At 61.0% G+C, this 23,988-nt stretch carries 22 protein-coding genes; 19 read left to right on the top strand and 3 right to left on the bottom strand.

Translation table 11 applies throughout. The annotated features are described in order from the left end of the window. Positions 1–4: 4 nt before the first annotated feature. From sctT to AB4N33_RS12920, 16 genes are all read left to right on the top strand, one after another. Positions 5–811 (top strand): type III secretion system export apparatus subunit SctT, encoded by an 807-nt coding sequence (gene sctT / locus AB4N33_RS12995; protein ID WP_476458818.1) that lies wholly within the window; start codon positions 5–7, stop codon positions 809–811. Then, positions 786–1,820 (top strand): EscU/YscU/HrcU family type III secretion system export apparatus switch protein, encoded by a 1,035-nt coding sequence (locus AB4N33_RS12990; RefSeq protein ID WP_476457491.1) that lies wholly within the window; start codon positions 786–788, stop codon positions 1,818–1,820. Before sctT ends, AB4N33_RS12990 begins: the two co-directional genes overlap by 26 nt. Positions 1,821–1,958: 138 nt before the next feature. Then, positions 1,959–2,429 carry a type III secretion system translocator chaperone SicA gene (sicA, locus tag AB4N33_RS12985; protein WP_460116947.1) on the top strand — a complete coding sequence of 157 codons (471 nt, stop codon included), beginning with the start codon at positions 1,959–1,961 and terminating at the stop codon, positions 2,427–2,429. A 2-nt stretch (positions 2,430–2,431) separates the two neighbouring features. Further along, complete coding sequence (gene sctE, locus AB4N33_RS12980; protein ID WP_476457490.1) at positions 2,432–4,183, top strand: type III secretion system translocon subunit SseC family protein; 1,752 nt, start codon at positions 2,432–2,434, stop codon at positions 4,181–4,183. Between the two features lie 24 nt (positions 4,184–4,207). Beyond that, positions 4,208–5,254 carry a cell invasion protein gene (locus AB4N33_RS12975; RefSeq protein WP_476457489.1) on the top strand — a complete coding sequence of 349 codons (1,047 nt, stop codon included), beginning with the start codon at positions 4,208–4,210 and terminating at the stop codon, positions 5,252–5,254. Between the two features lie 12 nt (positions 5,255–5,266). After that, positions 5,267–6,355: an IpaD/SipD/SspD family type III secretion system needle tip protein gene (locus AB4N33_RS12970; protein WP_476457488.1), complete on the top strand. Its 1,089-nt coding sequence runs from the start codon at positions 5,267–5,269 to the stop codon at positions 6,353–6,355. A gap of 184 nt (positions 6,356–6,539) precedes the next feature. Continuing rightward, the gene (locus AB4N33_RS12965) at positions 6,540–7,877 is read left to right on the top strand and encodes a winged helix-turn-helix domain-containing protein (protein ID WP_476457487.1); all 1,338 of its coding nucleotides are present in this window, start codon (positions 6,540–6,542) and stop codon (positions 7,875–7,877) included. 67 nt (positions 7,878–7,944) lie between these two features. Then, on the top strand, positions 7,945–9,105 hold the full coding sequence (locus tag AB4N33_RS12960) for a PrgH/EprH family type III secretion apparatus protein (RefSeq protein WP_476457486.1): 1,161 nt from the start codon (positions 7,945–7,947) through the stop codon (positions 9,103–9,105). A gap of 15 nt (positions 9,106–9,120) precedes the next feature. Beyond that, a complete protein-coding gene (sctF, locus tag AB4N33_RS12955; protein ID WP_460116941.1) occupies positions 9,121–9,381 on the top strand; it encodes a type III secretion system needle filament subunit SctF in 261 nt (86 codons plus the stop codon). 56 nt (positions 9,382–9,437) lie between these two features. Next, positions 9,438–9,746 carry a type III secretion system inner rod subunit SctI gene (gene sctI / locus AB4N33_RS12950; RefSeq protein ID WP_476457485.1) on the top strand — a complete coding sequence of 103 codons (309 nt, stop codon included), beginning with the start codon at positions 9,438–9,440 and terminating at the stop codon, positions 9,744–9,746. Then, complete coding sequence (locus tag AB4N33_RS12945; protein WP_476457484.1) at positions 9,743–10,456, top strand: EscJ/YscJ/HrcJ family type III secretion inner membrane ring protein; 714 nt, start codon at positions 9,743–9,745, stop codon at positions 10,454–10,456. Before sctI ends, AB4N33_RS12945 begins: the two co-directional genes overlap by 4 nt. Next, on the top strand, positions 10,443–11,009 hold the full coding sequence (locus tag AB4N33_RS12940; protein ID WP_476457483.1) for a secretion system protein: 567 nt from the start codon (positions 10,443–10,445) through the stop codon (positions 11,007–11,009). Before AB4N33_RS12945 ends, AB4N33_RS12940 begins: the two co-directional genes overlap by 14 nt. After that, positions 10,981–11,664: an oxygen-regulated invasion protein OrgB gene (locus tag AB4N33_RS12935; protein WP_476457482.1), complete on the top strand. Its 684-nt coding sequence runs from the start codon at positions 10,981–10,983 to the stop codon at positions 11,662–11,664. Before AB4N33_RS12940 ends, AB4N33_RS12935 begins: the two co-directional genes overlap by 29 nt. Beyond that, a complete protein-coding gene (locus AB4N33_RS12930) occupies positions 11,654–12,079 on the top strand; it encodes a hypothetical protein (protein WP_476457481.1) in 426 nt (141 codons plus the stop codon). Before AB4N33_RS12935 ends, AB4N33_RS12930 begins: the two co-directional genes overlap by 11 nt. A gap of 168 nt (positions 12,080–12,247) precedes the next feature. Then, on the top strand, positions 12,248–13,402 hold the full coding sequence (locus AB4N33_RS12925; RefSeq protein WP_476457480.1) for a hypothetical protein: 1,155 nt from the start codon (positions 12,248–12,250) through the stop codon (positions 13,400–13,402). Positions 13,403–13,483: 81 nt separating this feature from the next. Continuing rightward, positions 13,484–14,503, top strand: a complete 1,020-nt coding sequence (locus tag AB4N33_RS12920) for a quinone-dependent dihydroorotate dehydrogenase (RefSeq protein ID WP_476458817.1) — start codon at positions 13,484–13,486, stop codon at positions 14,501–14,503. A 255-nt stretch (positions 14,504–14,758) separates the two neighbouring features. Here the strand turns inward: AB4N33_RS12920 and rmf are convergent, their stop codons facing one another. Continuing rightward, positions 14,759–14,974, bottom strand: a complete 216-nt coding sequence (rmf, locus tag AB4N33_RS12915; protein ID WP_003223300.1) for a ribosome modulation factor — start codon at positions 14,972–14,974, stop codon at positions 14,759–14,761. A gap of 528 nt (positions 14,975–15,502) precedes the next feature. Here rmf and rlmKL point away from each other — a divergent pair. Both rlmKL and AB4N33_RS12905 read left to right on the top strand, forming a co-directional pair. Then, on the top strand, positions 15,503–17,764 hold the full coding sequence (gene rlmKL / locus AB4N33_RS12910) for a bifunctional 23S rRNA (guanine(2069)-N(7))-methyltransferase RlmK/23S rRNA (guanine(2445)-N(2))-methyltransferase RlmL (protein ID WP_476457479.1): 2,262 nt from the start codon (positions 15,503–15,505) through the stop codon (positions 17,762–17,764). Positions 17,765–17,988: 224 nt separating this feature from the next. After that, positions 17,989–20,382 carry a sensor domain-containing diguanylate cyclase gene (locus AB4N33_RS12905; protein WP_476457478.1) on the top strand — a complete coding sequence of 798 codons (2,394 nt, stop codon included), beginning with the start codon at positions 17,989–17,991 and terminating at the stop codon, positions 20,380–20,382. 148 nt (positions 20,383–20,530) lie between these two features. Here AB4N33_RS12905 and dacB read toward each other — a convergent pair whose 3' ends face one another. Next, positions 20,531–21,991, bottom strand: a complete 1,461-nt coding sequence (dacB, locus tag AB4N33_RS12900) for a D-alanyl-D-alanine carboxypeptidase/D-alanyl-D-alanine endopeptidase (RefSeq protein WP_460116932.1) — start codon at positions 21,989–21,991, stop codon at positions 20,531–20,533. A 232-nt stretch (positions 21,992–22,223) separates the two neighbouring features. Here dacB and AB4N33_RS12895 point away from each other — a divergent pair, with 232 nt between their 5' ends. Next, complete coding sequence (locus AB4N33_RS12895) at positions 22,224–22,565, top strand: YggL family protein (RefSeq protein WP_460116931.1); 342 nt, start codon at positions 22,224–22,226, stop codon at positions 22,563–22,565. 93 nt (positions 22,566–22,658) lie between these two features. Here AB4N33_RS12895 and AB4N33_RS12890 read toward each other — a convergent pair whose 3' ends face one another. Beyond that, positions 22,659–23,852 carry a benzoate/H(+) symporter BenE family transporter gene (locus AB4N33_RS12890; RefSeq protein ID WP_460116930.1) on the bottom strand — a complete coding sequence of 398 codons (1,194 nt, stop codon included), beginning with the start codon at positions 23,850–23,852 and terminating at the stop codon, positions 22,659–22,661. Positions 23,853–23,988: the final 136 nt, after the last annotated feature.

The following is a 23,988-nucleotide window of genomic DNA, read 5'->3' as shown; positions in this document are numbered from 1 at the left end:
CGGGATGTCGGTGACGCTGTTCTTCGATCTGTACGCCTGGTTTGCTGGCGCGCTCGTGGGATTCGCGCGGCTGGTGCCGATGTTTTTCATGCTGCCGTTTCTCAGCAGTGGCGTGCTGACCGGAGCACCCCGGCAGGCGGTGATCCTGCTGGTGGCGGCCGGGTTCTGGGGATATATAGGCGAGCCGCTGCCGCGTCTCGACAGCCTGGCGTTTCTCGGCTTGCTGCTGCGCGAAGCCGGGATTGGTGTGTTGCTCGGGTGCCTGTTGTGCTGGCCTTTCTGGGTCCTGCACGCCATGGGCAACCTGATTGATAACCAGCGCGGGGCTTTGCTCAGCAGTACCGTCGACCCCGCCAACGGCGTGGATACCTCGGAGCTGGCGAACTTTCTGCAACTGTTTGCCGCCGTGGTGTATCTCGAAGGCGGTGGTCTGCTGTTGATGCTCGAGACCGTCGGCCATAGCTATCGCCTGTGTGCACCGGTCACCTCCTGCGCCGTGAACGTGCAGGCGCTGTATGGCCTGCTCGATGCGCTGATGGACAAAATGTTGGTCATCAGCGCGCCGGTGGTGGCCACCTTGTTGATCAGTGAAGCGCTGCTGGGTCTCCTTTCGCGGTATGCACCGCAGATGAACGCGTTTTCAGTGTCGCTGACCATCAAGAGCCTGGTGGCACTGGCGGTGCTGATGGCGTATTTCGGCGTGCACTTGCCCGATGAAGTCCTGCGCATGGCACCCAGTTTGCCAATGCTCGAACGGCACCTGACTGTCGACGGGGAGGCGGGCAATGTCCTCCAGCGCTTCGAAGACTGAGAAACCCACCGCCAAGCGCCTGCGTGATGCTTCGCGCAAAGGGCAGACGTTCAAGGCGCGGGATCTGGTGGTCACCTGCCTGACGCTTTGCGGCATCGCCTACATGGTGTTCAACAGTTCGCTGCTGGACCTGATGGAAGGCTATCGACGCATCATCGCCTCGGGTTTTAACGCCGACCTGCAGCAGTATTCGGCGACACTGGTCGTGGTGGGGCTCAAGGTGCTGATGCCGCTCCTGGTGGTGTGCGCCCTGACCAGCGCCATTCCGGCATTGCTGCAAAGCGGCTTCGCCATGGCCAGCGAAGCCCTGAAGCTGAACTTCGGCGCGTTGAACCCGATCAATGGCCTGAAAAAACTGTTCAGCCTGCGCACGCTCAAGGACACGGTCAAAGCGCTGTTGTACCTGGGCAGTTTTGCCCTGGCCCTGTGGATTGTCTGGATCACCCAGCGCAAATTGCTGTTTGCCCAGCTGTTTGCCCGCACCCGGGATCTGTTTGCGATCTGGGGCCACTTGCTGCTGGTGCTGGTGTTGGCGTTTCTGCTCTGCGTGCTGTTGATCGTGGTGCTCGATGCGCTGAGTGAATACTGGCTGTTCATGCGCGATCAGAAGATGGACAAGGACGCCGTCAAGCGTGAACACAAGGAGCTGGACGGCGACCCGCAGATCAAGGGGCGCCGCCGCGACCTGCACCTGGAGTTGTTGTCCGAGCAGGTCAAATCCGATGTGCGCAGCTCACGGATGATCATCGCCAACCCCACTCACATCGCCATCGGCGTGTATTTCCGGCCGGAAATCACCGTACTGCCTTTCATCTCCCTGATGGAAACCAACCAACGCGCCCTGGCCGTCCGGGCATATGCCAACAAAGTCGGCGTCCCGGTCATCAACGACCCCGCCCTGGCCCGGCGCATCTACAAGACCCACCAGCGCTACAGCTTTCTCCAGGTGCAGGAGGTCGAGGAAGTGCTGCGCCTGTTGATCTGGCTGGAACAAGTCGAGCAGGCCTGACGCATTCCCGTAGGCGCTGCCGGTCGAGGCTCGATGGCTCGCGAGGCTTGCATGAGCGCTATTTGGCAGCGCTGCCTCGTGATGCTTTGGCTCAATGCAGTGGCCAGTAGCGCTGGCAATTTTTCAGGAGTGTGGCCGATGAGTCGCGACAAGCAACAACACGAACAGGTCGCCATGGACGTCGTCGATGCCGTCCTGGGTGGGGCGACATTGAAGGAGGTGCAGGGACTTCGCGACGAACACATGGACGGCCTGTATGGCTTCGCCTTCAAGTTCTATGAACAGGGGCGGCTGGACGATGCCGAGAAGTTTTTCCACTTCCTGTGCATCTACGACTTTTACAACAGCCATTACTGGATGGGTTTGGCGGCGGTGCATCAGCTCAAGCACAACCACCAGAAAGCGATCGACCTGTACGCCATCGCGTTCGCCCAGGGCCGCAACGACTATCGACCGATGTTCTACACCGGTCAGTGCCAGCTCGCCCTGGGCAAGATTGGCAAGGCCAGGTCGTGTTTCCAGTACGTGCTTGAACAGGCCACGCAAGAGGACTTGCGCCAACAGGCCCAGGTGTACCTCGACACGCTGGCCCCCATCGAAGAGAACTGAACATGAGCGAAATCAACAGCACATTCATTCCGGTTTTTACGCCAGTTCCTGGCCGTTCCGAACGCTTGGACGACAAGCCTACGAAGCTGGACGCCGTGAATTACCACAAGGCAGGCCAGGAAGCGCTGGGGGACCTGATGTCGGTTCAATACGACGCGGGTGCGCGAACGCCCGTCGAGGTCATCGGCCGGCCGCAATTGCACCCGCCCCTGGCCCGCGACAATAGCAAGGCATCGCAGGGTGATCTGTTCACGTTGCTCATGGCGATGATCAGCGAGCTGCTCGGCGAGGTCGATGTCAACAAGCTGAAAAACCGGTTGACGATGTTGCAAAGCCTGGCGAGCGCGAGGCAACAGGGCCACGAAAAACTGGCGGCCAAATACACGTCGGCGGTGGCTGCGATGGAAGCGGCGGAAGGCGCCGTGGACCTCGGTCGACAACAGTTGGAACCTTTGCATGAGCGCGTTCAACACCTGCAGCGGCAATTGGCTGAAAGCGAGACCCGCCTGGCAGGGCTGACGCCCGGCTCTTCGGAACAGGTGAACGAAGCGGCTGTTCGCGACCGTGTTAAAACCGAACTGGCCAAGGCCACCCGGGTGGTCGAGAAAGCCACCGATGCCCAACTGAAACTGATCGAGACCGCCAATGCCGCCGCCCGGTCCCTGCTGGTCGTGGCTCGTCAGGTGGAGCAGGTGGGCGTGATTGGCCCGTCGATCAGCCAAGCCGATGAAAAAGCGCTCAACGCCAATGCCCTGGCCTTGCTCAACCGGTTGAAGATCATCGAACTGCTGGGGGACGCCGCGCAGAACAAGGAAGAACTCAACCAGGCGTTGTTGCTGGAACTGCAGGCCCGGTTGCAGGAAAAAATGAAGGTTGAGTCGGAAAAATACCTGGAAGAAGTCCGTAAAGCCGAAGCATTGCAGAAGACCATGGGCTGTGTCGGCAAGATCGTCGGCGCCCTGGTGTCCATCGCCAGCATTGTCGCGGGCGTCCTGACGGTCAACCCGGTGCTGATTGCCGTAGGCGTGATCGGTGCCGCCATCATGATTGCCGAAGAGGTGGTCAAGCAAGCCACCGGAACGTCGTTCATGGGCGAAGTGATGAAGCCGCTGACGGCGGTGATGCAGGAAGCCGTGAAGCTGTTTACCGAGCTGTACACAAAGACGTTGATGGCCTTGGGTGTCGATGAAAAAACGGCGAAGGACATCGGCCAGATCGCCGGCATGATCGCAGGCATCGCCGCCACACTCGCCGCAATCGTTCTCACGGCCATGGTCGGAATCAAGGTGATTGGCCCGATGCTTGGCGCCATCGCGTCGAAAATCGGTGCGGTGGTGGCGCAAGCCGCACCGGCCGCGGTGCAGGCCACCAGGCAACTGGCGTCCTCGCTCGGCAATACCCTGACCCAGATGCTCAGCCAACTGCGCCATTTCGTCAGCAACGGTGCGGACCCGGTGACGTTGGCCCGTTACGCGGCCAGGGTCGAAATCGCCCAGGCTGTCACCGAGTTTGCGGGCGTCGGTGCGCAGGGAGCGCTGGGTGTCCAGAGCGGTGCGCATCAAGCCCAGGCCGCCCGGCACCTGGCGGATGTGCGGGTGCGCACGGCCATCAACGAGCAAATTACGGGCTATCTGACGCAGGTAGTCGAGGATTATGGCAAGGCGATGCAGGACCGCAGCCGACAGATCGAGCAAGTCCTTGCCGACCAGCAACGCAGCCATGCGGTCAGTCTGAGCATGGCCCGCAACGTCTGAATTCACGGATAGAAGGAGTTTTCCATGATCATCAATACCAGCACTGCAGCCCCAATCCTGTCACCCGTCACGGCGATCACGGACAAAGTACGGTTCTCGCCCAATGACTCGGACCTCCAGCGGGTGGTCGGGCAGGGACAGGTTTTGCAAGCGTTGTCGGACACTTCGCCAGAGGAACTGGCACGCGCCATCAACGGCTATCGACCCAACGAGTCCGATCAGCGTGATTGGCTCGCCGCCACGCTGGCGGCAGGCGATGAAGTGCGCAACGATCTGATCTTCGACCCCGGCGCCTGGGAGAAGCACGCCAACGTGCTGGTGGCCGCGATCATTGCGTTGAATGTCGCACGGGTGGCCAACGCCCAGCTCAGAGGGCATTTCAGCGTGATGGCCTCTGACGCCGCCAAGTCCCAGGGCGCGGCGATTGTCGAGTCGGGCAAGGCCGCGATGTACAGCGCCATCACGGCCGCAGTGGTTTCGGGGGCCATCGCCGGTTTTGCACTGCTCAAGAACTTTCAGGGGCAGGGACTCAAGCAGGCAGACGTTGATCTGCACAAGCGCAATTCGCTGGATGCTGGCACCCTGGAACGTGACTTGCAGCAGGCGCGCACTCGCGATGACTGGAACCCGGACACCCCTTACAAGGTGACCACTTTCGATGATTTTGCCCGCCTGAAAACCGTCGATTTCAAACCCCAGGGCTCGACGTTGAGCGCTCAGGAGCAAGCCTGGTTCAACCGTGAAATCATCAAGGCGCAGAACGTCGGGCGAACGTCCGACTGGCTGAGCCAGGCGAGCGGAAAAGGCATTGAAAAGCGCCTGGAAATCGGCCGTGCGCTCAACGCGATGTCGATGAGCCTGAGCCAGGTGGTAACGAGCATGGTGCGCATGGGCGAGCACGCCGCGCGGGAGAAGGAGGTCCTGCAACAAAGTGCACAGAGCGTGCAAAAAGGCCTGGGCGATGAAGTCGCGCAAAAGGACTCGGCGGATGCCGCGTTGTTGCAAAAACTCATGGAAATAGCCATGCAGTTGTTTCAGTCACGGATAGACGTGATCAGCAAATTGGCCTGATCGGAGAACTGCATGAACATTGTCGACTTCATAGCGCCCCAGAATCGCCAGACCGTAGATTCCCACCAAGTCGCCGACATCCCCCAGCCGTCCGAATTACCCGCAGCAGCGAAGGTTGACCCACCTCTGGCCCAGCTGTTGGAACAAGCGAGCAAAGGGGTCAATCGCCAACTTGGCAACCTGCTGAGGGTCCAGCCACCCGCTGAAAAGCTGACGAGTCTGTTGTTGACAGGCGCTACTGCGCAAGCCGACATCACCGCGTTTAGTGAGCAGCTCGAGGGTCAACGCATTCGCGGCCAAATCTGGGCGCAGCAAGTGGACCGGACGGGTACGCTGATGGCGCATGTGCAGCAAACCCTGCCCGAGGCAGAGCAGGACCGTCTCATTGCCGCTCAACAGCATGTGTGGGCCGAACTGGACGACAAGGCTGCACTGCCTGGGAACATTGCCGACGCCTTGGATCGGCGTGATGCCCCGCCTGGTGATTTCTTCGGCAAACTGCGCGAACTGATTGAGCTGATCAAGAACAGCTACCTCGCCGTCTATCAACACATCATCGATGGCTTCACCCGGTTCTTCGGCGACTTCAACCAGGCGATCACCGCCAAGCTGAAGGACTGGATCGAAGGTGTGAAGGACGGCAAGGAGGTCAAGCTGGATGTGGGGCAGCTTGCAGCAGCGTTGCGCACACTGGTGCGCAAATATTCGCCACCCAATCCCGCCGCCATATTGTTCCCGGCTCCGGGGATGAGCAACGGCGCGAGCAGGGCAGAGGCACAAAAGTGGCTGGCGGCGCTGGGCCTGCCGGCCGAAAGCCTCAGGAAAAACACCAACGGCACCTACAGCGTGGTCATGGACCTCAGCCCCTTGAACACCATGATCAGCCAACTGCCGACGGGGGCCAGTGTCACCTGGGATTCCGCCCGGTTCCAGTCCTGGCAAACCGGCTTCAACGCCCAGGAGGAGCGACTGAAGAACATGCTGCAATCCTTCACCCAGAAATACTCCAACGCCAATGCCTACCACGATAACTTCAACAAGATCCTGTCTTCGCACCTGAGTCAGTATGCGGAGATGCTCAGGGCGATGCTCAACATCTGACAGGCACGGTATTTTTACGGTTTTGTCCTACGGCAACAGTCGACTTTCCTTTCGCGCAGATGTGATATCGCCCTGCGGAATCATCGCACTCAACTTCCTATAGTCACGCAGCTTGTCATCTTGAGCCCGCTCTACGGCGGGCTCGATTGCGTTTCAGTACCTTCCTGTAGAGAAGTTTTCCAATATGGACAGTGCAACTGATGAAAAGCCGGGCCGGTCATTTGTGTTTGACCGCTGGCTACTGCAAAGCGACGGAACGCTGATGCGAGATGGACACGGAGTCCATGTACCCCCCAAAGAACTGAGTGTGTTGCGCTTGCTGCTGGCATCGGCGGGCAAGGTGATCACCAAGGATCATCTGCTCGACTGTGCATGGCCGGCGATCGATGCCGGCGAGGAATCGTTGACCCGCTGCATTTACGCCTTGCGCAAGCTGCTCAGGGACAACAAGGATTACATTGCAACGGTATACGGCAAGGGTTATCGGTTCACTTGCCCGGTGGTGGCACTAAGGGTTAACGAACAGACAGCGGCCAAGGTCTCGTCCTTGGCTGTCCTGCCGTTTCGCGGTGTGAGTCAATCGCTGGCGCTGGATTGGCAGGACGCAATGATCCGCCAGTTGACCACGGCATTCGGCGAGGCGCTTCACGTCGTTCCATCAAGCTTGATGGTCGCCTATGACCCGCCTGTCGACACGCGGGGTATGGTCGAGGAACTGATGGCGGACTTTTACCTGACAGGGCGGCATGTGCAGCGTGAGGGTGGACAACAGTGGTCGACCGAGTTGATACGCGGCAGCGATCATGCGCTGTTGCATGCACAGGCGCTGCCCGGGGAGAGCCTGGAAGAGGCGCTTGGCGAATTGACCCGTCTGGTTGCCCAGCGTTTGCCGGGCCTGCGCCCCTGTGCCAATACGTGCTCGTCCTACCCGGCCGTAGTGGCTTACCTCAACGGGTTATGCAACGTTCAGCAACACACCCCGCAAAGCCTGCGCGAAGCACTGGTTCAGTTCCGTCATGGCCTGCAGCTGGATGAGCGTTACGCCCCCGCCTGGTGTGGCCTGGTCGATGTCTGGCTGGGGCAGGCGATGCTGGGATTGTGCGATCAGGACGACGCCATTGACCTGGCACAGTCGGCGGTCGCCAGAGCTCTGACGCTGGACCCCGGCAGCACATCAGCCATCGCACGGCTTGCCTTGCTCACCAGCTTGCGTGGTTGCGAGGAAGCGGCGCAGGTGCTGTTCCGACGTTGCCTGCTGGCCGCCGACCAGGCCGACGTGCATTTCCTGCATGGGTGGCATCTCTGGTTCTGGCAACGTAATGGGCAGGCAATCCAGAGCCTCGACAGGTGCTTGCACCATGATCCCCATTGCGTACGGGCAAAGTTGCTGCGAGCGCGCATCGCCCAGGCCGGTGAGCCCGGGCAAATCATCGGCGTCGTCTCGGCGGGTCATCCGGCGGTTTTGCCGAGTCGCCCCAGCGCTCTGTTCAATTCTGATGAGGGTAGGACCGTCACCGCATAATTGGGTCAGGAACCGCACGTGCAGGGCCTCTAGCATGGGGGTACTTTCACTGCCCGGAACCTGATTGGTGACACAGACCTCAGCCTCCCCTCAACAGCCCTGTGTCCTGCGGATCCTGAACGGTCCGCTCCAGGGCTGCGAGTTTCCCCTGGCGGCGCCGCGCACCTTGTTCATCGTCGCGCCGCTTGATCTGTTAGGCACGCAAGCCCAGGCCGTGAGTGTTCCCGAGGACGCGATATTTGTTCCCCTGGAGCAGGGCGGTTGCAACTTTGAAGTGGTGTTGAGTGAGCATGCGCCGAACGGCGTGACCCTGCACATTCTCGGCGACTGCGCGCAAACCCGGCATTGCCCCTTTCAGCAAGCCACCCGGATTGGTGGTTTGCAGATGGTCGTGCTCGAGGCAGGACAGGTTTGGGCACTGCAGGTGGTGGGCGGGCAGCCGGGGCTTTCGACGAATGCGCCTGATCGTCACTGGCCGCCAGCCCGGTTGGCGAAATGGGTGGCGGCGGGGCTGGGGGCTGCACTGCTGATGGCGTCGTCGGGCTTCTGGTCGATGTCTGGCCCGGCGCCACAAACCCAGGTGCGCAGCCTGATTATGGGCGCCGACATCGAGGTCGTGCTGGGGCGAGACCAAAAGGTGTACGTGTTTGTCGCCTCCGAGCGCGATGCCGGTTGGAGCCGGCAAGTGTTGATGCGCAACACGGCGTTGACCAGTCAGGTACTGGTGGTTGAACAGGAGCGCCGTCGCCTGGAGCGCCTGCTGGTCGACCACGATCCACAATTGGCCTGGCACGCGCTTGACCTCAGGGACCCGGCGAAACCCCGGCTGCTGCTCAGTGCGCAGCGCAGTCTGCTCACCCCCGAACGCCAGGCGCAACTGCTCGACGTGTTGCTCAAGGCGGCTCCCTATGCCCGGGAAGTGGTGGTGCAGGTACAGGATGACAAGCTGCTTGCCGACTTGGCCGAACAGGGCTTGCTCCGTCTGGCACTGGCCTTCAGGCGGGTCGGGAATGCCGACAGTGTGACCTTCGCCATCGGCGGGGATTTGCAGGACGCCGATCTGGCGGCCGCTCGGCAGTACGTCGATGCGTTTCATCGACAGTGGGGTGATCGCTACGTGCATTTCGCTGTCGAGCTCAAGGATGACGTGCTCAAGGGCAAGTCATTTCAAAGTGGCCCACAGGGCTACATCAAGACGACGACGTCGTCCTGGTTTTTTCCCAATTGAATCTGGAGGTGACCTATGTCTGGCGTAGGGAGTGCGGTGAGTTTTGTCGATGATTTTCTCGGTCAACAAGCGGCAGCGTTCGAAGTCGGCGCGAGCAAGCTCAAAACGGAGCTGGACAAGGCGTTGGCTGATCTCGGGAACGATGCGTCCGATCCCGGGAAGCTGGCGGCCTACCAGGCAGCCTTCTCGTCCTACACGGTGTTCCGCAATGCCCAGACCACCACGGTCAAGGGCTTCAAGGACATCGACATGGCGATCATCCAGGCGGCCCGCTGATTGTTTTTCCACGGGTCATCGTCCCCTGGCGATGGCCATTTTCACGAGTGCACGGCATGACTGTTCAGAGCATTTCTCCACCGCTGTTCGAGCCTGCGGCCTTCACGCAATTGCGCAGCCCGCAGGAAGGTTCGGTGGTTTCACTCGAGCATCGTCTGATCGAAGCGTTCGCAGGTGGAGCGGTGGACAGCGTGCGGGAGGTGGCGGCAATCGAGCACCTGTCACAACGTCCCGATATCACCAGCCCCGAAGCGCTGTCGCAATTGCAGGAGCGGATGGGGCAATACAATGTCGACATCAATCTCCTCAATACGTTGGTCCGCAAGGCGGTGGGCACCGCTGAAACATTGTTGCGCGCATCATGAGGGCGAGTGTGTGTTTGTTGGTGGTGTGCCTCGCACTGGCGGGATGTCGCCATCCGAGTCTGCTGGAAGGGCTGGACCAGCAGCAAGCCAATGAAGTGTTGGCGCTGTTGCAACGCAACAACATCGCGGCGAACAAAGTCGACGCCGGTAAAGCCGGTTATGCGGTGAAGATCGATCAGGCGGATTTTTCCGCCGCCGTCGATTTGCTCAACCTCTATTCGTTGCCCTCCCGGCCTCGGCTGCAAGTGGCCGATATGTTTCCCGGCGATGCGTTGGTGGCGTCCCCCAGAGCAGAAAAAGCCAGGCTGTATTCGGCATTGGAGCAGCGCCTGGAACAATCGATCGCCGTTCTTGAGGGTGTGGTCTCGGCACGGGTGCACATCAGTTACGACCTGGATGCCGGGGAGGGCGGACGCAAGGTCGCACCCATTCACCTGGCGGCCTTGGCCGTGCATGAGCGAGATGTCGAGCCGCAGTTGCTGATCAGCGACATCAAGCGCTTTCTGAAGAACAGTTTTGCTGGCGTCGACTACGAGAACATCTCGGTGGTGCTGTCGGCACGTTCGCCCACGCAACACGTCGCACCTTCGGTGGTTGCGGCGCCGCAGGATGCGCGCTGGATCTGGATGCCATTGCTTGTGCTGTTGGCCGGTGGCGCTGGGCTCGGTTACCGACTGTCCAAAAGAGGATGGCGCGATGTCGTGCGCTGAGCGCTTGCGGCGAATTCTCGACGAACCGCTGGATTATCTGCACCCGCAGCGGCTGCAATTGCCGGCCGGGTTCAATCATGCAGAGGCGCGACACGCACTCAACCAGATCCTGCTTGAAGGGATGGACTCAACCGAGGCATCGACTTCGATGCCACTCACTGCCGTGGCGCAGTTGTGGATTCGGACGTGGCGGCAGTTGCCCTACATCGCTTGCCTGATAGGGGCCTGGCGTCTGTTTCCGCAACTGGTCCGGGACAAGGTTTTGCAACAGTTGCCAGCGCCAGTGCGCCACTTTGCCGGTTGTCGGCCTGGTCCTCGCGTTCGCCTGCCGTTCGAGCGCTCTTGCGCGGTGCTGAATCAGGTGGAAGCGGCGGGTTTCAACGCGCTGGTGGGGTTGTCCGGGTTCATCCCGCCGCCGTTGTTCCAGCGGCTGCCCTTGCAGTTTTCTCCCTCGGTTGTCGATCAGCATGCGCAGTGGCCCGACGCAGCTGCCGATACAACGCTTTTTTTCCTGGCGGTGCAGCATGCTCGACTCTATCCGAACCCTGAGTGATATGCCGGCATCGAGCGACGCGCGGGTCGCCCGTGAAGACCTCGTCGCGGCGCGTCAGCGACGGGCCTTGCAAATCCAGGCGCAGCGGCGTGCGCGAGCGTGTGTCGAGCAGGCTCGTGGCGAGGCTGAAGATATTCGCGCCCAGGCGTTCAGCGAAGGCTATGCCAGTGGCATCGTTCGCGCCGCGCAGGACCTGGCAAACGGCTTGCTCGGATCGCGGGCGCTCGGCTTGCAACTGCGCGAGGACCTGGCGCGCGTTGCACGCGAGTTACTGCGCGATGTACTGGTCCGCGGCGAGTGGCTGGACGAGATGCTCGAGCGTTGGCTGGCCGAGCAGTCCGATACCCGGGTGCCCTTGCAGGTGTTGTTGCCTGAACGCTGCAAGTCTCAAGGCCCTGCCTTGCGCGAGCGATTGCAGGCGCTGTGGTCCGGCGCGCTGGTTTTCGATTATCGGCCCGAGGAGCGCTACGTGTTTCGCCTGGCTGACCAGTTACTTGAATTTGATCTCAACGCCGTTTGCCAGCGCCTGGAACCCCTGCTGATGGCGCGGCTGACCCACCTGCCCGAGTCGGTGCGACGCCTGGATGCAGCTTCCATCGATCTGTTGCAGGACCTCTGTTTCGGGTTCTGCGCGCAGGTGCGCCATGAAGATTGAGCCCACCTATCACACGCCCAGGTCGGTGACCGCGGTCGAGTCCCTCGAGTCGCGGCTCATGACTGCACTAGGCAAGCCTGCAGGGGCGCCCCTGGACAAGTCGCCGGCCGGTTTCGAAGAACTGTATCGGCGCCTGTCAGCGATGGAGGGGCGGGGCGAAAAGTCTCATTACGTTTTTCTCCAGTCGCTGCGTGACGAAGAGGGCACCACACGGCTGTACCCCAACGCCCAGGCGTTGTTGACGGTCACGCAGCAGTTGCTGGTTCGCCTGAAAGAGGATGGGTTGGAGCAGTCGCAACTCTACAAGGAAATCAAAGGTGCCAATGGACGGGCCTTCAACATGAAACTGGCCGTGCTGAACTACATGCGTGATGTGTTTCAGCCGATGGACGACGATGCCAGGGAGAGCAATTAATGGAAACCAACGTACTAGGCACTTTGCCCCCCGTCAGCAGCGCACGCCACAGAGTCGCGAGGCACTTCCCCGCCTCTGCTGGGGGCGCTGGCGCTCCATCCCTCTGAACTTGCATCGCAACTTCCGCCGGATCTTCAATCGAAGCGATTTGCGGCGAGTCTGAGGCAGATGGGCGCCGCCGCTGCAAGGGAGTTCGAGGCGATTGACTTAGGTCACATCGACGCCCAGGTCGCACAAGACATCGAAGACTTCGTCAGGAATGGCCAGCGCTCTGGAGGCTCCGATCTCGAGTCGGTGTTCGTTCAGGCGCAGCGGCTGACCACCGAGCAGACCCCGGTCGGGCGCATGAATGCCCTGTTCGAAGCCGCCAAGGATTTGCTGGCAGCGGCCAAGGGGCCGGCACTCAATCTGGCCCACGTCGCCGGGCGGACCGGATTGATCGTCGGGCTGACGAAAATGCTCAATTACGTCGTGCGTGATTACGTCGACGATGCCATGAAAATGGGTAACACACCCGACGCGGTCAAGGCCTGGTGGGTGTCAGCGCTGGCAATGATTGGCCCGGCACTGATCCTGGTCGGGGCGGTTCGAAACGGACTGAACGGCACGGGAAGCGTTTCTTCGAACCTCTGGCGTTTGCTCACGGCAAGCTTGACGGTGGGAGGGCTTATCGCGTCGCGCCTGACAGGCAAGGCTAGCGAGACGCTGCCGGCGATGGTGGGGGCGACGTTGTACTCGGTGCTCAGGGACCTGCTCAACACGCTGTTTCCACTCAAGGACAATGCGGCCGCCCCCAGCGGGATGAACACCGGGGCGACGGCGGTCATCTACGGTGTGTCCCAATACATTCTGGCGCAGGTGGGACAACTGATCCCGACGGTTAATGGCAGTGGATTGATGCCCAATCTGATCCGCACCAGCCTGGACAGCTTTGGCCTGGTCCTGGATGACGTCGTCTACATGCTGTTCAGAAGCTGTGACTGGCTGACGGGCGCGTCGATGCCGGAACCACCGGTTGCCGGTTATGAACAGGAGCGAGACAGAACGCTCAAGGTGCTCGCAAGCGCTCAGGTACCTGACCGGCATCAGTGCGCCAATACGGCGTTCAACATTGGCGGGCAGCGGATGGCGGTTGCGCATGCGTTCACACTGATACTGCCGGCGATGTTTTCCATTTTGCAGACGTCAGAGGTCGAAGATCCGCAGGGCCTGTTGAACCTGTTCATCGGATTCATGTCGGCCGCTATCTACCTTCCTTTGGTTTTCGGCGCCCTGATGCGCACCGACCGTTCCTACACGCTGAGCGAAACCCCGACGGCGTGAGCCCGAGCAAAGCAGTCGCCTGTCTGCGCCGTGCCGGCTATAATCGCCGGCACTTTTCGCCGCCCTGAGTTCAAGCCGCCCATGTACAGCCTGGCCCGTCAACTGTTGTTCAAACTGTCTCCGGAAACCTCCCACGATCTGTCCCTCGACCTGATCGGCGCGGGCGGGCGTTTGGGCCTCAATGGCTTGCTGTGCAAAAAGCCTGCAAACGTGCCGGTGAACGTCATTGGCCTGGAGTTCCCCAACCCGGTCGGCCTGGCCGCCGGTCTGGACAAGAATGGCGCGGCCATCGATGGGTTCTCCCAGTTGGGCTTCGGTTTCGTCGAAATTGGCACCATCACCCCGCGTGCGCAACCCGGTAACCCAAAACCGCGAATTTTCCGCCTGCCCGAAGCCGAGGCGATCATCAATCGCATGGGCTTCAACAACCAGGGCGTCGATCACCTGCTGGCGCGTGTGCAGGCGGCAAAATACAAGGGCGTGCTGGGCATCAACATCGGCAAGAATTTTGACACCCCGGTGGAACGCGCCGTCGACGATTACCTGATTTGCCTGGACAAGGTCTACGCCCACGCCAGCTACGTCACGGTCAACGTCAGCTCGCCCAACACACCGGGCCTGCGCAGCCTGCAATTTGGCGATTCGCTCAAACAACTGCTGGCCGACCTGGCCGAGCGCCGGGCGGAACTGGCGCTGCGTCACGGCAAGCACGTGCCGCTGGCGATCAAGATCGCACCGGACATGTCGGACGAAGAAACCGTTCAGGTGGCGCAAGCCCTGATCGAAACCGGGATGGACGCGGTGATCGCCACCAACACCACCTTGAGTCGTGTTGGCGTCGAAGGTATGGAACACGGTGACGAGGCGGGCGGCTTGTCCGGCGCGCCGGTGCGGGACAAGAGCACCCACACCGTCAAAGTGCTGGCCGCCGAACTGGCGGGTCGTTTGCCGATCATCGCCGTGGGCGGCATCACCGAAGGCAAGCACGCCGCCGAGAAAATCGCCGCCGGCGCGAGCCTGGTGCAGATCTACTCCGGCTTCATCTACAAGGGCCCGGCGTTGATCCGCGAGTCGGTGGATGCGATTGCTGCGTTGCGCTGACCAGTTACCCCTGGAGTAGCGAGCCTTGCTCGCGATGGTGGCCCAGGCACCGCGGGGCATCAGACAGCCCGCGTTATCGTTGACGACCATCGCGACGGTTCGACGCCTCGACGAGCCCGCTCCTACAGTAAGGGGGGCAGGCATAAAAAAGGGCTCCTCGAAGGAGCCCCTGGGCCGAAGCCCGCCGCCCGGATGGGGCGTGCGTGGTAAGTCGAAACGTAATCAGGTTGTCGTGTCGGAATTAAGTGCCCTGTGTCAGCCGACGGCGTGAAGTTCGTTGAGTCTGTGGATACCCGCAGTGCCGGTCATACCGTCCCAGTTGTCGCCGCGTCCTTCTCGCCAGCCGTTGATCCAGGCTTGGCGTACTGACGGTAGAGTAAAAGGGCAAAGCTCACGGGATTTGCCACCTACGCCATATTGATATCCGCGCAAAAATGCTCTTTCCAACGGATCACGCTTAAGTCTTCTCATAGGGTGTAGCCCTCACTTGTTGACTGTTTTTATCGCGTTGACCTCAATCGAGGTCTGGCAGAAATTTCTGCCGTTGGTGGCTCGCTGCCGGCGTGGCGAGCCAAGGTGTTGACGTCAGTTGTGGCGTCAACCTGTGTTGAGTTCTAACCAATACGTCACATCGAGGGAATGATCGTTTTGTCATAAGGACGTAACGATAAAGATGCTAAGGCCATAAGTAACTCAATGTTTGTTGGGTCTTTATCGGTCAAACCCCTGTATGATCGGCCCCCCACGAGATGATGACGGTAATCCTCCAGTGAGAATGGCTCGTGTTAAATCGCGCGTCATGCGACGAAGGGTCGCGTTATGACATTTTGTTGCATCAACTTTTTTATCTGTCCGTGCATCTAAGCTCTTCTAACCCGAGCAGCACGGGTGGGTCGGCACACCTTCGTGCCACGCGGGCGCTCTCTGAGAAAAGCGCCTGATTGAAAACCGGTCCGGCAACGCGTTGTCGGTCCACTCTGCCAAAGGCTCTGAATCACCATGTCCGATCGTTTCGAACTCTTCCTCACTTGCCCCAAAGGCCTTGAAGGCCTGCTCATCGAGGAAGCCGTCGGGCTTGGCCTTGAAGAAGCTCGCGAACACACCTCGGCCGTGCGCGGCATGGCCACGATGGAAGCGGCCTATCGCCTGTGCCTGTGGTCGCGCCTGGCAAACCGGGTGCTGCTGGTGCTCAAGCGTTTCCCGATGAAAGATGCCGAGGACCTGTATCACGGCGTACTCGACATCGAGTGGCAAGACCACATGCTCAGCGATGGCACCCTGGCAGTGGAATTCAGCGGCCACGGTTCGGGGATCGACAACACCCACTTCGGCGCCTTGAAGGTCAAGGACGCCATCGTCGACAAATTACGCACCCCGCAAGGTGATCGTCCGTCCATCGACAAACTCAACCCGGACCTGCGCGTTCACCTGCGCCTGGACCGTGGCGAAGCGATCCTTTCCCTCGACCTCTCCGGCCACAGCCTGCACCAGCGCGGTTATCGCCTGCAGCAGGGCGCGGCACCGCTGAAGGAAAACCTGGCGGCGGCGATCCTGATCCGTTCCGGCTGGCCGCGTATCGCGGCCGAAGGCGGCGCGCTGGCCGACCCGATGTGCGGTGTCGGTACGTTCCTCGTTGAAGCAGCGATGATCGCCGCCGACATGGCACCGAACCTGCGTCGTGAACAGTGGGGCTTCACCGCCTGGCTCGGCCACGTGCCGGCGCTGTGGAAAAAACTCCATGAAGAAGCGGTTGAACGTGCCGCCGCTGGCCTGGCCAAACCGCCGCTGTGGATTCGCGGTTACGAAGCCGACCCGCGCCTGATTCAACCGGGGCGCAACAACGTCGAGCGTGCGGGCCTGAGCGAGTGGATCAAGATCTACCAGGGCGAAGTCGCGACGTTTGAGCCACGTCCTGACCAGAACCAGAAAGGCCTGGTGATCTGTAACCCTCCGTACGGTGAGCGTTTGGGTGACGAGGCGAGCCTGCTCTATCTCTACCAGAACCTCGGCGAACGTCTGCGCCAAGCATGCCTGAATTGGGAAGCCGCGGTGTTCACCGGCGCCCCGGATCTGGGCAAGCGCATGGGTATCCGCAGCCACAAACAGTATTCGTTCTGGAACGGCGCCTTACCGTGCAAGCTGCTCTTGATCAAGGTCACGCCTGACCAGTTCGTCACCGGCGAGCGTCGCACGCCCGAGCAGCGTCAGGTCGAGCGTGAGCAGGCAGCTTACGATCAAACCCCGGACGTGCCGCAAGAACGCCAGTACAACAAGAATGGCAACCCGATCAAACCGGCGCCGGTGGTGATCGAGCAACCGCGCTTGAGCGAAGGCGGGCAGATGTTCGCCAACCGACTGCAGAAAAATCTCAAGGCGCTGGGCAAGTGGGTCAAGCGTGAAGGCATCGACTGCTATCGTGTCTACGATGCCGACATGCCGGAATACTCCATGGCCATCGACCTGTACCAGGATTGGGTGCATGTGCAGGAATATGCCGCGCCGAAGTCCATTGACCCGGAAAAAGCCTCGGCACGCATGTTTGACGCGTTGGCGGCTATTCCGCAGGCGCTGAACATCGACAAGAGCCGCGTGGTGGTCAAGCGTCGCGAACGCCAGAGCGGTACGAAGCAGTACGAGCGCCAGGCGGCGCAGGGCAAGTTCGTCGAGGTCAACGAGGGCGGCATCAAGCTGCTGGTGAATCTTACCGACTACCTCGACACCGGGCTGTTCCTCGACCACCGTCCAATGCGCATGCGCATTCAGAAAGAGGCCGCCGGCAAACGCTTCCTCAATCTGTTCTGCTACACCGCGACCGCCAGCGTGCACGCGGCCAAGGGCGGAGCGCGCAGCACCACGAGTGTCGACCTGTCGAAAACTTACCTGGACTGGGCGCGTCGTAATCTGTCGCTGAACGGTTTCTCCGACAAGAACCGCCTGGAGCAGGGTGATGTGATGGCCTGGCTTGAATCCAGCCGTGACGAGTACGACCTGATCTTCATCGACCCGCCGACCTTCTCCAACTCCAAGCGCATGGAAGGTGTGTTCGACGTGCAGCGTGACCAGGTGCAACTGATCGACCTGGCGATGGCCCGTCTGGCGCCCGGTGGCGTGCTGTACTTCTCCAACAACTTCCGCAAGTTCGAGCTGGAGCCCAACCTCAGCGAGCGTTATGCCGTCGAGGAAATCACGGCACAGACCCTCGACCCGGATTTTGGCCGTAATGCGAAGATTCACCGGGCGTGGAAGATCACGCTGCGTTGATGCTGATGCTCCTGTAGGAGCGAGCATGCTCGCGATGGATTCAAAAACACCGCTGGGTGTCAGGCGCCCCGCGTTATCGTTGACGACCATCGCGAGCATGCTCGCTCCTACAGGGGAACTGAGTTTCACCCATCGGCGAGTACTGGCCAAATTGATGGCTAATAGCTATAACTCAAGACATGGCCAATGCGCATTTCCAGCACCTGGCGTTTTGAGTGGCCTTTATGTCGTTGTACTCCGTGCGCCCCAAGATACTGGGTTTTATCAGTGAAGACGCTTCGGCCTGGATGGTCGCGCTGCTGGTATTGATTGTCGGCGCGGTCCTTACGGGCCTGCTGGCCTGGTCGACCCTCAACCTCTTTCAGCAGCAACTGCGGCAACGTTTCCAACTGCTGGCCAGTGAACGTTACAGCCGCATCACCGAACGTTTCGAAGACCAGGAGCAACGCCTTGATGGGCTCCGCCGGTTTTTCATCAATTCCGATGCGGTCCAGCGCGAGGAATTCAATGGCTACACCAAACCCCTGCTGCGCCGCACCCAGGCTTATTCGTTTGCGCTGCGGGTCAGTGGTCCCGAGCGCGCCGAGTTCGAGCGCCGGGTACGCGCCGAGGGCTATGCCGATTTCACCATTCGCGAACTGAACGCCGACGGGCAACTGCAACTGGCGGCTGAGCGCGATGAGTATGTGCCGGTGCTCTACAGCGAAACCCAAAGCAAACTCGGCGCGCCGCTGGGTTACGACCTGCTGGCACAACCGCTGCGCCGCGACACCCTTGAACGGGCGGACCGGCACGGGCAGATGGCCGTTTCGCAACCGATGCATCTGGTCAGCATTGACCCAGCCTACGCACGGGGCGTGCTACTGGTGGCGCCGGTCATCCTGCGCAACAGCAGTCCCGACAGCAAACCCTTCGGCTATGTGATGGCGGTGATCAGCATGCGCCAGTTGCTGGCTGAGGACCTGCCGGAAGCCAGCCGCGATTACCTGTCGGTCCGCATCCTCGATCTGTCTGTCGGCGATCAGCATGAAGTGCTTTACGAATCCCCCAGCGGCCCCGCCGACAGCGAACTGGCGGCAACCCGGGAATTGCGGATCGCTGACCACGAGTATCAGGTCGACATCCAGCCCAGCGAGGCCTTCCTGCGGGCCAACCATTCCTCGGTGAACAGTCTGGTGATCCTTGGGGGCCTGCTCAGCCTGTTGCTCAGTGCGTTGCTTTATGTGCTGGTGAGCCAGCGTCAACGGGCGTTGAAAATGGTCGAACAGCGCACTCAGGAGTTGCGTGACCGCGAGCAGGAGCTGCGCGGTACTCACGGCCAATTGCGTGGCGTGTTGGACGCCGCGACCCAGGTGGCGATCATCGCCACGGATTTGCGCGGTGTCATCAGCACGTTCAATGCCGGGGCGGAGCAGATGCTTGGCTACTCCAGCCTCGGCGTGGTGGGGCACATGACCCTGGAAAATCTCCTGCTGCCCCGGGAGCTCGAAGCGCGCTCGGCGGAGTTGAGCGCACGGTACGGCAAACCGATCCCGACGTGCCAGGCGATGCTGGTCGAAGGTGGCGAGCAGGGCGGGCACGAGGCGCGGGAGTGGACCCTGGTGCGCAGCGATGGTAGCCATCTGACGGTGAACATGCTGGCTACGCCGGTGCTCGACGAACAAGGGCTGTGGGTCGGGCACCTGGCAATCTGCATCGACGTCACCGAGCGCAAGCGCGTGCATGAGGCCCTGGCGGCACGGGATCTGCTATTGAAGAAACTGAGCGCTCACCTGCCCGGCGGCATCTATCAGTTCAAAATGGAGTTCGACGGACGCTTCAGCGTGATCTACGCCAGTGACGGCATCCGCGAGATCTACGAATTGGACCCGGAGGTGTTGCTGCTCAACGCCGAATCGATCTTCACCCGAATTCATCCCCAGGACATCTCACGGGTCCGCGCCTCGATCCGTGCGTCGGCGGACACGCTCAGCCCTTGGCGCGAGGAATACCGCGTGCTGCTGCCCACCAGCGGCCTGCGCTGGGTGCGTGGCGAGGCGACGCCGGAGGAGCTGCCCGGTGGCGGCGTGCTCTGGCACGGCTACATCTCGGACATCTCGGACCTGAAGCGGGTCGAGGAAGAACTCAGGGCGCTGTCGGTGACCGACGCCCTGACCGGCATTCACAACCGTCGTTACTTCCAGGAGCGCCTGACCACCGAAATGGCTCGGGTCGAGCGGGGCGGCGGCGAGTTGTCGGTGATCATGCTGGACATCGATCACTTCAAGCGCATCAACGACCAGCACGGCCATGCTGTGGGTGACCGGGTGTTGCAGGCGGTCTGCGAGCGCATCGGTCACCGGCTGCGGCGCACCGACGTGTTCTGTCGCCTGGGCGGCGAGGAATTCATGGTGCTGTGCCCCGACATCGACGGCGAGAAGGCCCATCTGTTGGCGTTGGAGCTGTGGCAGGGGCTGCGCAGTACGCCGATCGACGAAGTCGGGACCGTCACGGCCAGTTTCGGCATTGCCAGCTGGCGGGTGGGCGAGGGCGCGGACGCGCTCTTGCTGCGCGCCGACTCGGGGGTGTACGCGGCGAAGCAGGCCGGCAGAGATCGGGTGGAGGGCGAGATCAACTAGGTTGCCGCCGTTCCTGTAGGCGCGAGCTTGCTCGCGATGGCGTTGTGTCAGTCATGGAGATGTCGAATGACTGACCGCAATCGCGAGCAAGCTCGCTCCTACAGGTTCGGTGGTGTTTTTGCGGGCGCGAGCATCGGCTGGGCGCCGGTTACAACACCGACGCCGTCTCAGGCAATTTCGGCTGGCGATACAGGTCCAGCAGCACCTGATCCAATACCGACGAAGCGCCGAACGGGGCCTTGTCGTTGAGGATCGCCACCACCGCCCAGGTATTGCCGTTGACGTCGCGGCTGAAGCCGGAAATCGCGCGTACGGTGTTCAGGGTGCCGGTCTTGACGTGGGCTTCACCGCGCATCGCCGTGGTTTTCAGGCGTTTGCGCATGGTGCCGTCAGTGCCGGCAATCGGCATCGAGCTGATGAACTCGGCGGCGTATGGGCTATGCCAGGCCGCTTGCAGCATCGCGGCCATTTCCCGAGCGCTGACACGCTCGGCGCGCGACAGGCCGGAACCGTTTTCCATCACCAGGTGTGGCGCGGTGATGCCTTTCTTCGCCAGCCACTGACGCACCACGCGCTGGGCAGCCCTGGCGTCGTCGCCGTCGGCCTCGGTGCGGAACTTCTGCCCCAGGCTCAGGAACAGTTGCTGGGCCATGGTGTTGTTACTGTATTTGTTGATGTCGCGGATGATTTCCGCCAGGTCCGGGGAAAATGCCCGGGCGATGACCTTGGCGTCTTTAGGCGTGGCGGCCAGCACATCCTTGCCCTGGATGCTGCCTCCCAGTTCCTTCCAGATCGCCCGCACGGCACCGGCGGTGTAGGTCGCGTGATCGAGCAGCGACAGGTAGGTCTGCGAGCTGCAGCCGTCGCCCAATTGACCGCCGACGGTCACGGTCACTGAACCGTCAGGCTGCGTCACGGGGTTGTAGCGCACGCCGCCTGTGCATTGCTTGGAGTTGAGCGCCTTGACCTGATTTTCGATGCGGATGCTGGCAATCGGTGGTTCCACCGACACCAGCACGCGGCCGTTGTCATTACGGGCCACGAAACGCAGAGCCTTGAGGTTGACCAGCAGCGAATCGGGCTTGACCAGGAACGGTTTATTCTCGTCATTGCCGTCATCGTTGAACTCGGGCAACTGTGGTTGCACGAAGAAGCCGCGATCCAGCACCAGGTTGCCGGTTACTTGGGTCACACCGTTGGCGCGCAGGTCGCGCATCAGCAGCCACAGTTTTTCCATGTTCAGCTTCGGATCACCGCCACCCTTGAGGTAGAGGTTGCCGTTGAGGATGCCGCCACTCAGGGTGCCGTCGGTGTAGAACTCGGTTTTCCACTGGTGGTTCGGGCCGAGCATTTCCAGGGCGGCGTAGGTGGTCACAAGCTTCATGGTCGAAGCCGGGTTGACCGAGACGTCGGCATTGAAAATGGTCGGGGTGCCTGGGCCGGTGAGCGGGATCATCACCAGCGACAGGGCGTTGTCTGGCAGCTTGCTGGCCTTCAGGGCCTTTTCGACGTTGGGGGTCAGCGCGGTATTGATGGCGGCGGCAGAAGCGGGGAGGGCCAGGGGGAGAAGAAGGCTGGCCAGTAACAATGGACGCAAAGATTTGATCATGTGAAATAAAACCCTACAGCCGAGGGGAAAAATACGAGGGCATGAAAATAAAGTCCCTCAGTGACATTAAAGTGTCCGCATTATGCCCCAAGGTGTAGCGGCTTGTGCCGTGCGCAGGTGCCCTGATCCGCTATTTTTTTACCGGCGGTCACTGCTCTCGCCCAGAGAACCGGGCAATTGCCTGCTTAAACTGGTAAAGTGCCGGCCGTTAATACTTTTGAGGATTGTTCCAATGGCGACTAACCGTTCCCAGCGTCTGCGCAAAAAACTGTGCGTCGATGAATTTCAAGAGCTGGGTTTCGAACTGAACCTGGAGTTCAAGGAAGATTTGGCTGATGAAGCCATCGACGCCTTCCTCGACGCGTTCCTCAAAGAAGCCATGGAAGCCAACGGTCTGGGCTACGTGGGCGGCGACGACTTCGGTCTGGTTTGCCTGCAGAAGCGTGGCTCGGTATCCGAAGAGCAGCGCGCTGCCGTTGAAGCCTGGCTCAAAGGCCGCAGCGAACTGACCGAAGTGACTGTCAGCCCGTTGATCGATGTCTGGTACCCGGAAAAGCCAATCAATAAGGCTTGATGGCAGCGGCAAGCTGCAAGCGGCAAGCGGCAAGCTGATTCGGCTTGTAGCTAGTAGCTAGTAGCTAGTAGCTAGTAGCTTGTAGCTTGCAGCTTAAAGCTGCTTTTTCCAGTTAAGAATCACCAGCGTCACCACCCCCGCAATAATTCCCCAGAACGCCGAACCGATGGAAAACAGCGTCATGCCCGACGCCGTGACCATGAAGGTGATCAGCGCCGCTTCCCGCTCCTTCGCTTCGCTCATGGCGATGCTCAGGCCATTGATGATCGAACCGAACAACGCCAGTGCGGCAATCGACAGCACCAGTTCCTTGGGCAACGCGGCAAACAGCGCCGCCAGCGTCGCGCCGAAGACCCCGGCGATGCCGTAGAAAATCCCGCACCAGACGGCCGCCGTGTAACGTTTGTGGCGATCTTCGTGGGCATGGGGCCCGGTACAGATGGCTGCGCTGATGGCGGCCAGGTTGATGCCGTGGGAACCGAACGGTGCCAGCAGCAGCGAGGCGATGCCCGTGGTCGTGATCAACGGTGAAGCCGGGACCTGGTAACCGTCGGCGCGCAGTACGGCGATGCCCGGCATGTTCTGCGAGGTCATGGCGACCACGAACAGCGGGATACCGATGCTGATGGTCGCGGCCAGGGAAAAGTGCGGTGTGGTCCAGACGGGTGTCGCCACTTCCAGATGAAACGCGCTGAAATCCAGCAGCCCCATCAGCCCGGACAATGCGGTGCCGATCAGCAGCGCGGCCAGTACGGCGTAGCGCGGTGACAGGCGCTTGACCACCAGGTAGGAGAAAAACATCCCCAGTACCAGGGCGGTTCGATGCTGGGCAGCGACGAAGATTTCGCTGCCGATCTTGAACAGAATCCCCGCCAGCAAGGCTGCCGCCAATGACGCCGGGATCTTCTTCACCAGGCGTTCGAAGCTGCCGGTCAGGCCGCAGATGGTCACCAGCACCGCACAGGTCATATAGGCGCCGATGGCCTCGCCATAGCTGACCCCGCCGAGGCTGGTGATCAGCAGTGCCGCGCCCGGGGTCGACCAGGCGATGGTGATGGGGGTGCGATAACGCAGGGACAGGCCGATGGAGCAGACCGCCATCCCGATGGAGATCGCCCAGATCCACGAGGAAATCTGCCCGCTGGTCAGCCCGGCCGCTTGCCCGGCCTGGAACATCAGCACCAACGAACTGGTGTAGCCGGTCATCATCGCGATGAAACCGGCGACGATGGCCGACGGTGACGTATCGGCCAAGGGGCGCAGCGGCGTGTGTATAGCGTCGTTCATGACGGCGGTGTTCCTGATCTTGATGAATTTCCCGCCCGTCCACTGTCCCCTGTAGGCGCGAGCATGCTCGCTCCTACAGGGGAGCAGGGGCGGGGGAGGCTGAGCGGGGTTTAAAGACTAAACTCAAATGTAAGCA

It is taken from the genome of Pseudomonas sp. S1_E05, from assembly GCF_056337105.1.
Note: the sequence above shows the minus strand (reverse complement) of the source record. Positions and strands in the feature narration are given on the sequence as shown.

What these genes read in the sequence shown, in the direction of transcription:
- sctT (WP_476458818.1), top strand. Translation starts at nt 5, where the DNA reads ATGTCGGTGACGCTGTTCTTCGATCTGTACGCCTGGTTTGCTGGCGCG.
- AB4N33_RS12990 (WP_476457491.1), top strand. Translation starts at nt 786, where the DNA reads ATGTCCTCCAGCGCTTCGAAGACTGAGAAACCCACCGCCAAGCGCCTG.
- sicA (WP_460116947.1), top strand. Translation starts at nt 1,959, where the DNA reads ATGAGTCGCGACAAGCAACAACACGAACAGGTCGCCATGGACGTCGTC.
- sctE (WP_476457490.1), top strand. Translation starts at nt 2,432, where the DNA reads ATGAGCGAAATCAACAGCACATTCATTCCGGTTTTTACGCCAGTTCCT.
- AB4N33_RS12975 (WP_476457489.1), top strand. Translation starts at nt 4,208, where the DNA reads ATGATCATCAATACCAGCACTGCAGCCCCAATCCTGTCACCCGTCACG.
- AB4N33_RS12970 (WP_476457488.1), top strand. Translation starts at nt 5,267, where the DNA reads ATGAACATTGTCGACTTCATAGCGCCCCAGAATCGCCAGACCGTAGAT.
- AB4N33_RS12965 (WP_476457487.1), top strand. Translation starts at nt 6,540, where the DNA reads ATGGACAGTGCAACTGATGAAAAGCCGGGCCGGTCATTTGTGTTTGAC.
- sctF (WP_460116941.1), top strand. Translation starts at nt 9,121, where the DNA reads ATGTCTGGCGTAGGGAGTGCGGTGAGTTTTGTCGATGATTTTCTCGGT.
- sctI (WP_476457485.1), top strand. Translation starts at nt 9,438, where the DNA reads ATGACTGTTCAGAGCATTTCTCCACCGCTGTTCGAGCCTGCGGCCTTC.
- AB4N33_RS12945 (WP_476457484.1), top strand. Translation starts at nt 9,743, where the DNA reads ATGAGGGCGAGTGTGTGTTTGTTGGTGGTGTGCCTCGCACTGGCGGGA.
- AB4N33_RS12940 (WP_476457483.1), top strand. Translation starts at nt 10,443, where the DNA reads ATGTCGTGCGCTGAGCGCTTGCGGCGAATTCTCGACGAACCGCTGGAT.
- AB4N33_RS12935 (WP_476457482.1), top strand. Translation starts at nt 10,981, where the DNA reads ATGCTCGACTCTATCCGAACCCTGAGTGATATGCCGGCATCGAGCGAC.
- AB4N33_RS12930 (WP_476457481.1), top strand. Translation starts at nt 11,654, where the DNA reads ATGAAGATTGAGCCCACCTATCACACGCCCAGGTCGGTGACCGCGGTC.
- AB4N33_RS12925 (WP_476457480.1), top strand. Translation starts at nt 12,248, where the DNA reads ATGGGCGCCGCCGCTGCAAGGGAGTTCGAGGCGATTGACTTAGGTCAC.
- AB4N33_RS12920 (WP_476458817.1), top strand. Translation starts at nt 13,484, where the DNA reads ATGTACAGCCTGGCCCGTCAACTGTTGTTCAAACTGTCTCCGGAAACC.
- rmf (WP_003223300.1), bottom strand. Translation starts at nt 14,974, where the DNA reads ATGAGAAGACTTAAGCGTGATCCGTTGGAAAGAGCATTTTTGCGCGGA.
- rlmKL (WP_476457479.1), top strand. Translation starts at nt 15,503, where the DNA reads ATGTCCGATCGTTTCGAACTCTTCCTCACTTGCCCCAAAGGCCTTGAA.
- AB4N33_RS12905 (WP_476457478.1), top strand. Translation starts at nt 17,989, where the DNA reads ATGTCGTTGTACTCCGTGCGCCCCAAGATACTGGGTTTTATCAGTGAA.
- dacB (WP_460116932.1), bottom strand. Translation starts at nt 21,991, where the DNA reads ATGATCAAATCTTTGCGTCCATTGTTACTGGCCAGCCTTCTTCTCCCC.
- AB4N33_RS12895 (WP_460116931.1), top strand. Translation starts at nt 22,224, where the DNA reads ATGGCGACTAACCGTTCCCAGCGTCTGCGCAAAAAACTGTGCGTCGAT.
- AB4N33_RS12890 (WP_460116930.1), bottom strand. Translation starts at nt 23,852, where the DNA reads ATGAACGACGCTATACACACGCCGCTGCGCCCCTTGGCCGATACGTCA.